Origin of the sequence: Sphingomonas sp. 7/4-4, assembly GCF_027941955.1 — a bacterium.
In the GTDB taxonomy this organism is placed as follows: Bacteria; Pseudomonadota; Alphaproteobacteria; order Sphingomonadales; family Sphingomonadaceae; genus Sphingomonas.
The window spans coordinates 3,868,854-3,884,130 of the sequence record NZ_CP115960.1 but is presented as its reverse complement, the minus strand read 5'-3'; the positions used below and the strand labels follow the sequence as shown (position 1 = coordinate 3,884,130).

Here is a 15,277-nt window from a genome sequence, read left to right as displayed (position 1 = left end):
TCCGGCGGCTCGTGCCGCGCTCTAGTCCCGCCTTGCCGCCGCTATTTGCGCGGCTTTGGTTCATTTATCGTATTTATTGGACTTGTCCAGCGCCACCGCTGCGCTAACGTATGCGGAACAATGACGAGGAGAGGGATCCTGACAAGGTTGTCAGGATCGATCAAGGGGCAACCAGAATGCCGAATTATCCGAGGCTCGACGCGGAGAATGCAGGCCCTCAGCTCGGGCGGAACCTGACCTATGGCATGCTCGACAGCCTGGGGCGCGCGATCGTCACCGGCCGTTATGAGCGCGAGGCCTTTCCCACCGAGGCCGAGCTCGCCAAGCAGCACGGCGTCAGCCGATCGGTGACGCGCGAGGCCGTCAAGATGCTGACCGCCAAGGGACTTCTGAGCGCCCGCCCGCGCCAGGGCACGGTGGTGCAGCCCGCGACCAACTGGAACCTGTTCGATACCGATGTGCTGCACTGGCTGCTCGAGCGGCAATTCTCGGTCGACCTGCTGCGCCAGTTCAACCAGCTCCGCGTCGCGATCGAGCCCGAGGCCGCATCGCTTGCCGCGCGCGTCGCCACGCCGGAGGACCTTGCCCGGATCTCGAACGGACTCGAGCGCATGGAAGCCGCCGAACAGGGCCTCGAGGACACGCTCGAAGCCGATATCGCCTTTCACGTCGCGATCCTGCGCGCATCGGGCAATCCCTTCTACGCGCAGTTCCGCGACGTGGTGGGCACTGCGCTGCGCACCTCGATCCGCTTCACCAACCGGATGAAGGGCCGCACCGCCAATGTCGCCGATCACGCCGCGGTGCGCGACGCCATCGAAGCGCGCGATCCCGATGCCGCGCGCACCGCGATGCGGGCACTGATCAGCGACGTGCTCGACCTGATCGAGAATGTCGAAGCGGGGCCGGCCGAGGACTGAGCGCCTGCTATTGGTTGAAAGCTGACTAAAACTCCTCTCCCTTGTGGGAGAGGGAGGGAGCCGACGAAGTCGGCGGAAGGGTGAGGGGGAGTGAGACTCAGTCCCCCTCACCCTTCCCACTCGCTTTGCGAGCGGGCCCCTTCCCTCTCCCACAAGGGGAGAGGGAAAAAGCAGCGGTCATTAGACGCCGCTACGATCGCGTTCGCTACACGAATGTCCGGGAACGGTGGCGGGTTCCAAACGGGATGAATCTGCGAAAACTGGCATTCATATATAAAATTGACCTCACTAATGATAACCCGCATCCTCTCTCGCGGGAATGCCGCGTCCTGATCGGCAAGATCCAAAGTCGCCAACGACGACAAAAAGGAGAGGAATAAGTGGAAAGCGGAGACGGATCGGTTTCGCGGCGTTCGGTGTTGGCGAGCGGGGCGGCGTTTTGGCTGCTGCCGGCATCGGCGTCGGCCAGAACCGCGCCGAGCAGAAGCGATCTCTCATTATGGTATCGGCAACCCGCCGCGCGCTGGAACGAGGCCCTGCCCGTCGGCAACGGGCGATTGGGAGCGATGGTGTTCGGCCGGGTGGCGCAGGAGCGCCTGCAACTGAACGAGGACACCCTGTGGGCGGGAGCGCCTTATACCCGGACAATCCCGAGGCCCTCGCCGCGCTGCCCGAAGTGCGGCGATTGATCGCCCAGGGCCGCTACAAGGAAGCGACGGACCTGGCTTCGGCCAGGATGATGGCGAAACCGCTACGGCAGATGCCGTACGGCAGCTTGGGGGACATCCTGCTCACGTTCGACGGGGCGCAGAAGCCCCTGGCGTATGAACGTGGCCTCGATCTCGAGACCGCGATTGCGCGGACCGACTATAAGATCGCCTCGGCCGTCTTCGCGCGTGAGGTTTTCGTCTCGGCGCCGGATCAGGTGATCGTCCTGCGCATCGAAGCCCAAGAGGGGCGCTTCGGTTTCGATCTGGCCTATCGGGGCGCGCGCAAGGTCGAATATGCCTCGCCCGATTACAGGGGCTCTGCGACGGATCTGGCCACGGCGCAGCCCGTCGACTGGCTCGCCGTCGAGCCGCCGGGTGAGACTCGACCGGGCCTGACCTTGGCGGCTGACGGCGCCGACGCATTCCTGGCTACCGGAAGAAACGAAGGAAATGACGGCGTTCCGTCCGGACTAACCTTTGCGATGCGGATCAAGGCGCTCTCGGATGGTCAGGTGACGATCGGAAGTGCCGGCATCAAGGTACGCGGGGCGAGCCACGTCACGCTGCTGATCGCCGGAGCCACCAGCTTCGTCAATTACCGGGATGTCAGCGGAGACCCGGTCGCCCGGGTACGGCGGCAAACGGAAGCGGCTGCGGCAAAGCCCTATGACCTGATCCGGCGCGACCATATCCGCGACTATCAGACCTTGTTCAAATCGGTTTCGCTCGATCTGGGCCGCAGCCCCGCCGCGTCGAGGCCGACCGATGCCCGCATCGCCGCCTTCGAAACCGCGGACGATCCGGCGCTAAGCGCGCTCTATTTCCAGTACGCCCGCTATCTGCTGATCTCGTCGTCGCGCTCCGGAACCCAGCCCGCCAACCTGCAGGGGATATGGAACGAAGGCACCAATCCGCCCTGGGGCAGCAAGTACACGATCAACATCAATACCGAGATGAATTACTGGCCCGCCGACCCGGCCGGCCTGAGCGTGTGCGTCGAACCACTGCTTCGCATGGTCGAGGATCTTGCAGTGACCGGCGCGAAGACCGCCAGGACGATGTACGATGCCCGCGGCTGGGTGACGCATCACAACACCGATCTGTGGCGCGCCTCCGCTCCCATCGACGGACCGCTCTGGGGATTGTGGCCCTGCGGCGGAGCCTGGCTCTGCAACAGCTTGTGGGACCATTATGATTATACCCGGGACGAGCGCGTGCTCCGCCGGCTGTATCCGCTGCTCAAGGGGGCATCGGAGTTCTTCCTCGATACTTTGGTCGAGGACCCAAAGGGCCGAGGCCTGATCACCTCACCCTCGGTCTCGCCGGAGAATCAGCACCCGTTCGGCTCGTCGCTTTGCGCGGGGCCGGCAATGGACCGTCAGATCATCCGCGACCTGTTCGACAATTGCGTTCAGGCCGGCAAGCTGTTGCAGGCCGACGATCCGCTCCTGAAGCGAATTGCCCAGACGCGCGCGCGCATCGCGCCGGACCGGATCGGCAAAGCGGGGCAGCTGCAGGAATGGCTCGAAGACTGGGATGCGGAGGCACCGGACGTGCATCATCGCCACGTCTCCCATCTCTATGCCGTTTACCCCGCCAGCCAGTTGAATGTCCGCGACACGCCCGCGATGATCGAGGCCGCGAAGACGACGCTCCGGCAGCGAGGCGACATGGCGACGGGCTGGGGCACCGCCTGGCGCCTGTGCCTGTGGGCACGCATGGGAGATGGCGACCATGCGCACCGCATATTGAAGGCGCTGCAGGGACCGCAGCGCACCTATCCCAACATGTTCGACGCCCACCCTCCCTTCCAGATCGACGGCAATTTCGGCGGCGCGGCGGGGATCCTGGAAATGATCGTCCAATCCTGGGGCGGGGAAATCCTGTTGCTGCCGGCCCTGCCCACCAGCTGGCCCACCGGCCGCGTGAAGGGCGTCAGGGCCCGCGGGGCGTGACCGTCGATCTGGCGTGGAGCAAAAGCGAGCTTCGATCCTTCGCCCTGGTCGGAAAGCCCGGCGCCTCGCTCCGGCTGCGCCATCGGGAGCTCAGGAGATTCGCCTCGACAGCGACGGCAAGTATCGGAGTCCGCGCGCCGGCCGCTCCCTGTTCGGCTGAACGTAGGTTGGCTGCGTGTCGCAAAAGATAGTCAGAGTGCGCTATAAGTCATTGCGATAAGGCAGAAACAAGCTGGCAACAAATGCCCGCCGCGGTTTTTCCCGAGGAATAATATGGGGTTGGCAGCGCGAGTCCCCTGCCCCTCCTCCTATGATGGCATTGATGACCCGGCGTGCCGGACCCGCGAAAGCGAGCGTGTTCGCAGGCGCTCGCCATTGGCGAGGGCTCCGCCGGAAGCTGTTGTACGGAGCCGATGATGTCGCTGCAGAACCTCTCCATTTCCCGCAAGCTCGGCGGCGCCTTTGCCGTGCTGATCGTGATCTTCGTCGGTGTAGGCGGTCTCGTCTTCTCGAACCTCTCGTCGCTCGTCACTGCTGCCGCCGAAAAGGAGCAGTCGCTGCGCGCGCTCGAGAAAAGCCAGAAACTGCTGACCGACGTGCTCGAGCAGCAGAACGCCGCGCGCGGCTTCGCCATCCTCGGCAAGGAAGAGTTCTTCAAAACCTATCAGGAGAATGGCGAGAAATTCGGCGAGACGGTCGCGGAGTTCAAGAAATACTCGACTTCGCCCGAGCAGCACGCCCGTATCGACCAGCTGGTCGCCAATGTGCAGACGCTGCGCGGCAAGCTCGATCACGTCATCGAACTCGCGCGCAATCCCGCGACGCGCGGCCAGGCCGGCGAGCTTTCGGGCGTCAAGATGCTCGGCGATATCCGTCCGCTGATCAAGGAGATCGGCAAGGTCCAGGAAGAGCGCGTCGTGAAGCGGATCGCCACCGAGGAGGCGGCGGTCGCTTCGTCGACCTGGGCGATCTGGATCGGCGGCGCGTTCGCGCTTGCGGTGTCGGTGCTGTTCGGCTGGCTGCTCTCACGCGGCATCGCGGCGCCGGTCGCGCAGATGACCGGCGTGATGAACAAGCTCGCCGGCGGCGACAACGCCGTCGACGTTCCGGGCACGGATCGCGGCGACGAGATCGGTGCGATGGCGAAGGCGGTTCTGGTGTTCCGCGAGGCGGCGATCGAGAAGGAGAAATCCGACGCGGCCAAGCGAATCGCCGATGCCGAGCAGCAGCGCGTGGTCGAGACGCTCGAGGCCAATCTCGGCAAGCTCGCGCAAGGCGACCTGACCAGCGAGATCAGCGAGGCATTCTCGCCGGCCTATGAATCGGTGAAGGTCAATTTCAACGGCGCCGTGGCCGAGCTCCGCGACCTGATCGGCACGGTGATGGAAAGCGCCGCGACGATCCGCACCGGCTCGGGCGAGATCGCCCAGGCATCGGAGGATCTCGCGCGGCGCACCGAGGCCAATGCCGCGAGCCTCGAGGAGACGTCGGCGGCGGTGACCCAGATGGACGGCCGCCTCAAGGCGACTGCCGCATCCGCCAGCCGCACGGTCGAGCGTGCCGACGGCGCGATCGCCACCGTGAGCGGCGGCCGCGGGATCGCCGACGAGGCCGTGCAAGCGATGACCCGCGTGGCCGACAGCGCCAAGGGCATCGACAGCGTGATCGAGGGCCTCGACAAGATTGCCTTCCAGACCCGCGTGCTCGCGATGAACGCCGCGGTGGAAGCAGGCCGGGCCGGCGAAGCAGGCCGCGGCTTCGCGGTGGTCGCAGATCTCGTCTCGGCGCTCGCGATGCGCGCCGAAGAGGAAGCCGGCCGCGCCCGCGACCAGCTGACCGCGACCCAGACCGACATCGTCGCGGCAGTCGAGATGGTCCAGAAGGTCGACGGCGCGCTCGCCGACATCTCGGGCGACGTTGCCGAAGTGCACAGCCTGCTCAACCAGATGGCGACCGACAACCAGGCGCAGTCGACGGCGATCACCCAGATCAGCGTCGCCATCGGGACGATGGACCAGTCGACCCAGCAGAATGCCGCGATGGTCGAAGAGACCTCGGCCGCGGCACGCAATCTGTCGGGCGAAGTCGCTGCGCTCAGCGAACAGGCGTCGAAGTTCAACGTCGGCAACGGCGCCCGCGTCGCCGCGGTGCGGACGCAGGTGCCGGCGAGGCCCGCGAGGACGGCCAAGGCGAACGGCTACGTCTCGCCGGTCAAGCCGCTGCCCGTCGCCGCTATGGCCAATGGCGGCGGATCGGACGACTGGGCTTCGTTCTAAAGCCTGTCCTCTCGAACAGAATTGGGGCGTCGCGACAAAAGCTGCGGCGCCCTTTTCGTCTTCAATCCTCCCCCGCCAGGGGGAGGTGGCATGCGCAGCATGACGGAGGGGAGGAAGCACACCGCGAGGTTAGTGCTTCCTCCCCTCCGTCGCCTTCGGCGACACCCCCTGGCGGGGGAGGATTAAACTACTTCATCCGGATCGTTTCGATCGCGCCATCCTCGCGATAGGTGATCGGCTGGATCGCGACGCGGCGGCTGCCCTGATAAGGGCCGTCGCCGAACTGCCCTTCCCAGCGATGATAGGCGATGTACCATTTGCCGTCCTTCGGATCCTCGAAGAAGGCGTGGTGGCCGGGACCGCGATAGCGCTTGTCGCCGACGAGCAAGGGGCCGCCATAGCGCCACGGGCCGGTCGGCGAGAGCGATACGGCATAATGGACCTGATAGGAGGAGGTGTCCCACTTCCCCGCCGAATAGGACAGATAATAGATGCCCTTGCGATAATGCATGAAGGCGCCCTCGGTGAAATTGGGCGGCGTATCGACCTTCACTTCATGGTCCAGGCTGACCATGTCGGGCTTGAGCGCCCAGACACGCAATGTCGCGCCGGCGCTGCCGCCCGCGTAGAGATACGGCGTCTTGCTCTTGGGATCGATGAAGACGGCGGGATCGATCGCCTCGAAGCCACTGCCGCCGGTAATCAGCGGCTTGCCGCTGTCGGTGCAGGGCCCGCCGGCCCCTTGCACACCGCGACGCCGATGCGGCTTGGGGTCGGGTTCTGGGGGCCGACCGAATAATAGAAATACCAGCCGCCATTGGCCTGGACCATGTCGGGCGCCCAGAGGAAATGGCGTGGGGCGCGGTCGTCTTCGACCCAGCGGATATCCTTGAGGCGGAGGAGCGGCTCGCCGCGCGTCCACTCGAGCTTGTCGGCGGAGGACCAGGCTGAGAGGCCGTCGCCGCCGGTCGGGTAGATCCAGTAACGGCCTTCCGCGAACTCGATATCGGGATCGGCGCCGGCCAGGACCGACTTCACTTCCTGCGCGGACGCTGCCGGCGAGAGGCCCGCCAGCAGCGCCGCGAACAGCAAGCCGCGCATTACTTGCCCGAAGCGGGCACCACGCCCTTCGGCGCCGCGGTCAGGCGCTTGATCAGATCGACCTCGGCCTGGCGATAGGGCCTGCCGTCGGCACGGAAGACCTCGTGAAACCAGATCGTCGGCTCGTCATAGGTGTAGGGCTTCTTCCAGCTGTCCCACGGCAGACGCGTCTGCGACTTGCCGTCGACGAAGCCCCAGTTGATCATCGCGATATTGTATTTCTTGCCGAGCGGCAGCGAGCCGTCGAAGGTCGAGCCGTTGCCGCGCGCCATATATTCGGTGCACAAAACCGGGCGGCCATAGCTCTGCATCTGCTTCGCGCGGCGTTCCCACTGCTCGGGCCAGTTGTAATCGTGGAAGCTCATCACTTCCGAACGATCGATCTGGATCCTCTCGACGGCGTCGAGTCTCTCGCTTGTCCCAATTCTCGCCGATCCAGACGCCGCTGGTGAGCGGTTGGGTGGGATCGACAGCATAGGCCGCGTCGAACACCCGACCGAGCAGCCCGGCGACGAGCTCCTTCTTGCGCGGAGTCGGCTTGTAATTGCCGCCGCCCTCATTGTTGGCCTCGTTCCACACGTCCCACGCGACGATGCGCTTGTCGTTCCTGAAATGGCCGACCACGTCGGTGACATAGGCGAGCAGCTTGTCATATTGGCTCTTGTCGGCGAGGCGCGCGGCGCCGGGTGCCTGCATCCAGCCCGAATTGTGGACGCCGGGGATCGGCGGACGCTGGCGGCCCGAGACGGGATCGGGATCCCAGCAGCTGTCGAACAGCACGAACATGATGCGGACCTTGTGCTTGTCCGCGATCGCGAGGAACTGGTCCATGCGGCGCTTGAGGCCCTCGGGGTCCTCTTCCCACGGCATGTTGTGGAGATAGACGCGCATGACGTTCATGCCGATCGCGTTCGCCCAGCCGAGCTCCTGATCGATCGTCTTCGGATCGAAGGTATCGGCCTGCCACATCTCGAACTGATTGATCGCGGTGCGCGGGTTGTAGTTGGCGCCGACCATCCAGGGCTGTTTGTCGTACCAGGCGTTGGCCTGGGTTTTGGTCCAGGCATCGCGCGCCTGCGCCGGGGCGATCCCTGTGGCGAGGACGAGCGCCGAGGCCGCGAAAAGGAAGCTGCGACGGATCATTCTGGTCTCTCCTGAAAGATCAGCGCCGGCCGGCGGCCGCACCGCTGCTGAACTTGTAGGTCATGACGTTGCGATAGGTCTGGCCTGGCTGGAGACGCGCCTCGGGGAAGCCCTTCTGGTTGATCGCGTCGGGGAAGATCTGCGGCTCCATCACAATTGCGTCGCCCTCGCGATAGATCTTCTTCGCCTTGCCCGAGAAGGTGCCGTTGAGGAAATTGCCCGAATAGAATTGCAGCCCCGGCTGGTTCGACCAGAGTTCGAAGCTGCGGCCCGAGACCGGATCCGAGACGCGCGACATCAGATGCTGGGTCGTGGTGACCTTGTGGCCGATCACCCAATTGTGATCATAGCCGCGGCCATAGACCATCTGCTTGTCGCTGGCGTCGCGGACGCGATCGCCGATCGCGCGCGGCTTGCGGAAATCGAACACGGTGCCGGCGACCGGGCGGAACTCGCCGGTGGGGATCAGCGTCTCGTCGACCGGTGTGATCGAATCCGCCGGGATGGTGACGACGTGCCCCATCGCGCCGTTGGAGGAGCCTTCGCCCGACAGGTTCCAGTATGCGTGGTTGGAGATGTTGACGATCGTCTCCTTGTCGGTGGTCGCGGTATATTCGATCGTCAGGTTGTTCTGCTCGTCCAGCGCATAGGTGGTATCGACCGTCATCGTGCCGGGATAACCCTGATCACCGTCGGGGCTGACATAGCGCAGGGTCACCGACGCAGTTGGGCCGTTCTTCACCGAGACGACCTGCCACAGTACCTTGTCGAAGCCGATCGAACCGCCGTGGAGCGAATTGGTGCTGTCGTTGAGCGGGGTCTGATATTGGCGGCCGTTCAGCGTGAAGCGCCCCGCATCGATGCGATTGGCGAAGCGGCCGACCGTGGCGCCGATGAAGTTGGGGAACTTGAGATAGCCGTCCATGTTCTCGTGGCCGAGCGCGATATCGGCCTTCTTGCCGGCGCGATCGAGCATCACCAGCGACTGGATCGACGCGCCATAAGCGATGATGTTGGCCGAGAGGCCGCGATTGTTGGTGAGCAGCACCGAATCGACCGTGCGGCCGTCGGGCAGTTTGCCGAAGGTGCCGCGCTTCGCCGTGGCGGCGTCGGCGGCGGGCGCGGCGATTGCCAGGGCGGCCAATAGTCCCAGAGCAGCGATCGTCTTCATTCTCTCTCCCTCCATTTTGTTCTTGTCGGTCCGGATCAGTGGCTGTCGCGCGGAATGCCCTTCGTCTGGGCGATGCGCTGGTATTTGACCGCGTTTTCGAGCACCGCGCCAGTATCGAATTGTCCGACCAGATTGCGGTGGATCTCCTGCCAGGGAGTCTGGCTCTCGGGAACGTAGTCGATGGCCAAAGCTTCGCGGCGCCGCGCGAGTTCGGCATCGTCGACCAGCACGTCGACGCGGAGCTTCCTGAGGTCGATGCGGATGCGATCGCCGGTCCGGACCAAGGCGAGCCCGCCGCCGACCGCGGCCTCGGGCGCCGCGTTGAGGATCGACGGGCTTCCGCTGGTGCCCGACTGGCGCCCGTCGCCGAGGCACGGCAGCGCATGCACCCCGGCGCGGATCAATGCGACGGGGGACGCATGTTCACCACTTCGGCGCCGCCCGGATAGCCGACCGGCCCCGCGCCGCGCATGATCAGGATCGAATTGTCGTCGATGCCCAGCGACGGATCGTCGATACGGTGATGATAATCCTCGGGCCCGTCGAACACGAAGGCCTTGCCCTCGAACGCCTCGGGATCGTCGGGATTGGAGAGATAGCGCGCGCGGAACTCGTCGGAGATCACGCTCAATTTCATCACGGCGCTGTCGAACAGATTGCCCGACAATACAGTGAGCCCCGCGGCACGCATCATCGGCGCATCGAGCGGGAAAATGACATCCGCATCCTCAGTTTCGGCAGTGCCGACATTGTCGGCGACGGTCTTGCCGTTGACGGTCAGTGCGCTGCCGTCGATCAGGCCGGCGCGGAGCAGCTGCCCCATCACTGCGGGCACGCCGCCGGCGCGGTAGAAATCCTCGCCCAGATATTTGCCTGCCGGCTGGAGGTTGACGACCAGGGGCACGTCCGCGCCATGCTCTTCCCAGTCGGCGAGGCTCAGTTCGACGCCGATGTGGCGGGCGATCGCATTGAGGTGGATCGGCGCGTTGGTCGAGCCGCCGATCGCCGAGTTGACGCGGATCGCGTTCATGAAGGCAGTGCGCGTCAGCACGTCCGAAGGTTTCCGGTCGGCATGCACCATCTCGACGATCTGCAGCCCGGTGCGATAGGCATTTTCCTGCCGGTCGCGATAGGGCGCGGGGATCGCCGCCGAGCCGGGCAGCGACATGCCGAGCGCTTCGCACAAGGAATTCATCGTCGTCGCGGTGCCCATGGTGTTGCACCAGCCGGTCGACGGCGCCGACGAGGCGACGAGCTTGATGAAGCCCTGATAGTCGATTTCACCCGCGGCGAGCATTTCGCGCGCCTTCCATACGATCGTGCCCGATCCGGTGCGTTCGCCCTTGAACCAGCCGTTGAGCATCGGGCCGACCGACAAGGCGATCGAGGGGATGTTCACGGTGGCGGCGGCCATCAGGCAGGCGGGCGTGGTCTTGTCGCAGCCGATCGTCAGGACGACGCCGTCCATCGGATAGCCGTAGATCGATTCGACGAGGCTGAGATATTGCAGGTTGCGATCCAGCCCCGCGGTCGGGCGCTTGCCGGTTTCCTGAATCGGATGGGTGCCGAATTCGAGCGCGATGCCCCCCGCGTCGCGAATCCCCTCGCGCACGCGCTTGGCAAGCTCGAGATGGTGGCGATTGCACGGCGCGAGATCGCTGCCGGTCTGGGCGATTCCGATGATCGGCCTGCCCGACTGGATCTCTTCGAGGCTGATGCCGAAATTGAGATAGCGCTCGACATAGAGCGCCGTCATGTCCGGATTGGACGGGTTATCGAACCAGGCACGCGACCGCAGCGGCGGACGTCCGCCATTCAAACCAGATTTCGCGTCGCTCATTCACCTCTCCGGTGCGTAATATGCCTTGCGCTCCGGCGCCTTCTTTGTTCGGGCCGGCAGCGTCGTGCAGGCTTGATACCGGCAGAGTACGGCAATAGGAAGAGCATATATATCTTATAAAAGGAAATTATGAGGATGTCGGTGAGTGAAGTGCGTCCAATTCGGCTGGGATTGGTGGGGATCGGCAAGATCGCCCGCGACCAGCATCTTCCCGCTCTCGCGGCGGATGGCCGCTTCGAACTGGTGGCGACCGCCAGCCGGCATGCTACGCTCGACGGCGTCACCGGCTATCCCGATATCGCCACGATGATCGCGGGCGGGCACGATCTCGATGCGGTCTCGCTCTGCACGCCGCCCGACGGGCGTTACGAACAGGCAGTGACTGCGATCGACGCCGGGCTGCATGTGATGCTCGAAAAGCCACCGGCGGCGACGCTCACCGAGATCGCAGCGCTCGCCGAGCGCGCCAGCGCCAAAGGTGTCGTGCTGTTCACGACCTGGCATTCGCGCGAGGCCGCGGGCGTGGAGCCGGCCAAGGCATGGCTCCACGGCAAGCAAATCCTCGCAGTGCGGATCACCTGGAAGGAAGACATTCGCCGCTGGCACCCCGGGCAGGAATGGATCCTCGCCGCGGGCGGCTTCGGCGTGTTCGATCCGGGCATCAACGCATTGTCGATCGCGACCAAGATCCTGCCCGATCCGATGCTGCTCAAATCGGCGTGGATGGAAGTGCCCGAAGGCCGCGCCTCGCCGCTCGCCGCCGCGCTCGAGATGCGCAGCGGCGATGCGCGGGTCGATATCATGTTCGACTTCCTTCAGACCGGCCCCCAGACCTGGGACATCGAGATCGACACCGACGTCGGCATGCTGCGGCTCGGAATGGGCGGCAGCATCCTGCAGCTTCCCGGCGGCGAAGAGCAGAAGGCGCCGGACCGCGAATATCCGCGGCTCTATGCGCGCTTCGCCGAGCTGGTCGCGCGCGGCGAGAGCGATGTTGATATCCGCCCGCTCCAGATCGTCGCCGACGCCTTCATGATGGCCGAGCGCCGCGTGACCGAGCCGTTCGCTTTCTAGAGTCCAAAGGCCGGTCCCACTAACCGGGGCCGGCCGCATGACGTGCGCCATGATCCGGGATCGGCGCACCCAGGCTCCCATACTGTGTCCTTTACGCCACGCTGTCCGCGCTTTTTGCGCGTCCCATCTTATTGATATGATAAATCACTTGGCAGTGGCCGGAACCGGTTGCATAGCCTCGGGCTGAACAGAGAGGCTCGCCAAGAGTCCTGCTCGAAATTCGCCAGGGGAGGTATGCGCGATGCGCCTGAAATCCATGATTCTAGCTTCGACTTCGTTCTTCATTCTCGCCGAGGCTGCGCCCGCCTTTGCCCAGACCGATTCGACGGCGGCAGCGCAAGATGCGGCGGTTGGGGCGCAAGATGCCACTGCAGCCGGCACCTCGACGCAGCAAGCCGAGGAGGACGCGATCGTCGTCACCGGCCTTCGTCGCAGCCTCGAGACCTCGCAGCGGATCAAGCGCGAATCCGAAGGCATCGTCGACGCGATCGTCGCCGAGGATATCGGCAAGCTGCCCGACACCTTCGCTTCCTCCGCGCTCCAGCGCGTCGCCGGCGTGGCGGTGACCCGCGGCGGCGGTGAATCGGCAGGCGTCACAGTGCGCGGCCTGCCCAATCTGACCACCACCTATAATGGCCGCGAGATCTTCACCGCCGAGGGCCGTTACGTTCAGATCCAGGACTTTCCCGCCGGCACCGTCGCGGCGCTGGAAGTGTACAAATCGGGTCTCGCCCCCAGATCGAAGGCGGCATCGCCGGCGCGGTCAACGTGCGCGGACGCAAGCCGTTCGACTTCAACGGCTTCGAGCTTTCGGGCTCGCTCAACTACGTGCATTCGGAGCAGGCGCAGCGCGAGGCCCCCAACGGCAATCTGCTGATCAGCGATCGCTGGAATACCGGCATCGGCGAGATGGGGCTTTTGCTCAACGTCTCCTATGTCGGCATCCAGTTCCTCGATTCGACGCGCGAGCAGTCGCTGGTGATTGCCAAGACAAATCAGGTCAACGGCGACGGCTCGATCTCCAACTATGCGCCAGGCGCTCCGGCGGGACTGCGCTTCCCCGATGCGCAGGGCAATTTCCTCGGTTACGGCAACCGCTGGCGCCCTTCGGCGAATGCCGCCTTCCAATGGAAGCCCACCCCGAGCTCGAAATCTACGCCGACGGCCTTTTCCAGGGCTTCCGCTCGAAGGATTACAATCGCTGGATGTTCATCCCGATCTTCGGCGGCGCCACGGTGCCCGGCGTTTCGACCGGTCTCACGCTGACGAACATCTCGACGATCCCCGGCACCAACCAGATTTCGAGCATGACCGTCTCGGGCGCGGTGCGGCCCGACGGCTATACCGGCTCGTTCAACGGCAAGACCGACACCTATCAGGGTGGCGGCGGCGTGATCTGGACGCGCGACCGGCTGCGGATCTCGGCCGATATCGCCTATACCGACAGCCAGTACACTGCAGACCTCGTCAACATCGACTATGCAATGGCGAACTCGCCGGTGCGCAACGTTCAGTTCGATGCCGCACATGACGGCGGGCCGACGCAGACCTTCCTCAACTTCAACATCGGCGATCCCGCCAACTTCATCAGCCGCGGTCTCTACCAGGAGAAACTGGTGGTGAACGGCAAGGACTGGCAGGCGCGCACCGACCTTTCCTACGATCTCGACCTCGGCTTCCTGAAGCGCCTCGAAGTCGGCCTGCGCTACGCCAACCGCAAGGCCGGCCGCGATTTCGGCAACCTCTACGTCAACAACGAAGGCGCAGGCATCCCGATGACTGCGCTTCCGGGCGCCGAAGTCGTCGCCAGCCTGCCGGGCTTCACCTACAACACCGTACAGCCGAACGTCTTTTACGCCGCGATCACGCGCGACAGCATTCGCGACAATCTCCCCGCGTTGCGCAGCTTTTACGGCGTGCCCGCAGGCATTCCGCCGTTCAATCCGTCCGAGAATTTCCGCGCCAATGAAAAGTCCTATGCCGGCTATGCGCAGCTGAAATACGGCTTCGATCTGGGCGGCGTCGTAGTGGACGGCGTCGTCGGGCTGCGCGCCGTCAAGACCAAGCTGAAGATCGACGGCTTCTCGCGCGTCGAGGCGCCGGGGGTTCCGGTCACCAACCCGGCGGTCACCGCCGAGAGCGAATATACCGACTATCTGCCCAATGCGAGCGCACGCATCGGCCTGACCGACCAGCTGCAGCTGCGCCTTGCCTACACCCAGACGCGCACCCGGCCGAACTTCTTCGATCTTCGCCCCAACACGACTTTGTTCCAGCCGCCGATCCTCGCACCGGGCGATCCCTGCCTGCTCACTCCGACAACCCCGGACTGCGTCGAGCGTCTGCGCCGCGGTGGTTCGGCCGGCAATCCAGACCTGAAGCCGCTCACTTCGGACAATTACGATGTGAGCCTCGAATATTATTTCTCGCGCACGGGCTCGCTCACGGCGGCGGTCTTCCGCCACGATGCCGCGGGCTTCCTGGCGACGGTGGCGGATCGCTCGGCTCCCGGCCTGCGCATCGACCGGCCGGTGAACCTCGGCCAGACCCGGCTGCAGGGCGCGGAAGTCACCTTCACCAGCTTCCTCGACATCGACGGGCTGCCGGAATGGATGAAGGGCTTCGGCCTTCAGGCCAACGGCACCTATATCGACGCCAAGGGTGACCTGCAGCCCAATTTCGCCGCGACGCTCAACAACGAGCAGCAGGAGTTCCCGGGCGTCTCGAAATGGACGTACAATCTCGTTGCGCTATACGAGAAGCCACAGTTCTCGGCGCGTCTCGCCTACAACTACCGGTCGAAGTTCGTGACGAACTACACCCTCGAGACGTTCGATCCGATCGCGCACGCCATCAAGGAAAAGGGCCGCAGCCAACTCGACTTCTCGACCTCGGTCACGCCGGTCCCGAACATCACGATCGCGTTCGACATCGTGAACCTGCTCGGCAACCCGCTGCAGCGCGAGCGCGCATACGACACCGGCGACGTCTATGCGCGACAGATCCTGTATCTCGAGCGCAGCTACTCGCTGGGCGTGCGCTTCCGCTTCTGACGGAGCCGTCGCGAAGCAAACCGGAGGCCGGAGG

10 protein-coding genes and 3 pseudogenes are annotated in these 15,277 nt (G+C 64.7%); 8 read left to right on the top strand and 5 right to left on the bottom strand.

The features are described 5' to 3' along the window. Window positions 1–176: 176 nt before the first annotated feature. The 4 genes and pseudogenes from PIB19_RS19925 (at window position 177) to PIB19_RS19910 (ending at window position 5,861) form a co-directional block, all read left to right on the top strand. Window positions 177–920, top strand: coding sequence for a FadR/GntR family transcriptional regulator (locus tag PIB19_RS19925; protein WP_271238734.1), 744 nt, complete (start codon window positions 177–179; stop codon window positions 918–920). Window positions 921–1,300: 380 nt separating this feature from the next. Beyond that, window positions 1,301–3,429: pseudogene (locus PIB19_RS19915) on the top strand (glycoside hydrolase family 95 protein); the annotation flags it as partial. After that, the gene (locus PIB19_RS23850) at window positions 3,418–3,585 is read left to right on the top strand and encodes a glycoside hydrolase family 95-like protein (RefSeq protein ID WP_443018759.1); all 168 of its coding nucleotides are present in this window, start codon (window positions 3,418–3,420) and stop codon (window positions 3,583–3,585) included. The pseudogene PIB19_RS19915 and the gene PIB19_RS23850, both read left to right, overlap by 12 nt. Before the next feature lie 416 nt (window positions 3,586–4,001). Next, window positions 4,002–5,861, top strand: coding sequence for a methyl-accepting chemotaxis protein (locus PIB19_RS19910; protein WP_271238732.1), 1,860 nt, complete (start codon window positions 4,002–4,004; stop codon window positions 5,859–5,861). Between the two features lie 187 nt (window positions 5,862–6,048). Here PIB19_RS19910 and PIB19_RS19905 read toward each other — a convergent pair. From PIB19_RS19905 to PIB19_RS19890, 5 genes and pseudogenes are all read right to left on the bottom strand, one after another. After that, a pseudogene (locus PIB19_RS19905) lies at window positions 6,049–6,962 on the bottom strand (family 43 glycosylhydrolase). Continuing rightward, window positions 6,962–7,168: a hypothetical protein gene (locus tag PIB19_RS23270; RefSeq protein WP_336297201.1), complete on the bottom strand. Its 207-nt coding sequence runs from the start codon at window positions 7,166–7,168 to the stop codon at window positions 6,962–6,964. Before PIB19_RS23270 ends, PIB19_RS19905 begins: the two are co-directional and overlap by 1 nt. Then, complete coding sequence (locus PIB19_RS19900; protein ID WP_336297200.1) at window positions 7,089–8,105, bottom strand: endo-1,4-beta-xylanase; 1,017 nt, start codon at window positions 8,103–8,105, stop codon at window positions 7,089–7,091. Before PIB19_RS19900 ends, PIB19_RS23270 begins: the two co-directional genes overlap by 80 nt. Window positions 8,106–8,124: 19 nt before the next feature. Beyond that, a complete protein-coding gene (locus PIB19_RS19895) occupies window positions 8,125–9,276 on the bottom strand; it encodes an aldose epimerase family protein (RefSeq protein ID WP_271238731.1) in 1,152 nt (383 codons plus the stop codon). A gap of 35 nt (window positions 9,277–9,311) precedes the next feature. Further along, a pseudogene (locus PIB19_RS19890) lies at window positions 9,312–11,116 on the bottom strand (IlvD/Edd family dehydratase). A 135-nt stretch (window positions 11,117–11,251) separates the two neighbouring features. Here PIB19_RS19890 and PIB19_RS19885 point away from each other — a divergent pair. From PIB19_RS19885 to PIB19_RS19870, 4 genes are all read left to right on the top strand, one after another. Next, complete coding sequence (locus tag PIB19_RS19885) at window positions 11,252–12,190, top strand: Gfo/Idh/MocA family protein (protein ID WP_271238730.1); 939 nt, start codon at window positions 11,252–11,254, stop codon at window positions 12,188–12,190. Window positions 12,191–12,431: 241 nt separating this feature from the next. After that, entirely contained in the window at window positions 12,432–13,067 is a 636-nt protein-coding gene (locus PIB19_RS19880) for a TonB-dependent receptor plug domain-containing protein (RefSeq protein ID WP_271238729.1), read from the top strand. Beyond that, complete coding sequence (locus PIB19_RS19875; protein WP_271238728.1) at window positions 13,019–13,456, top strand: hypothetical protein; 438 nt, start codon at window positions 13,019–13,021, stop codon at window positions 13,454–13,456. The genes PIB19_RS19880 and PIB19_RS19875 overlap by 49 nt, the downstream gene beginning before the upstream one ends. After that, window positions 13,396–15,243, top strand: coding sequence for a TonB-dependent receptor (locus PIB19_RS19870; RefSeq protein WP_271238727.1), 1,848 nt, complete (start codon window positions 13,396–13,398; stop codon window positions 15,241–15,243). The genes PIB19_RS19875 and PIB19_RS19870 overlap by 61 nt, the downstream gene beginning before the upstream one ends. The last annotated feature ends 34 nt before the right edge of the window (window positions 15,244–15,277 follow it).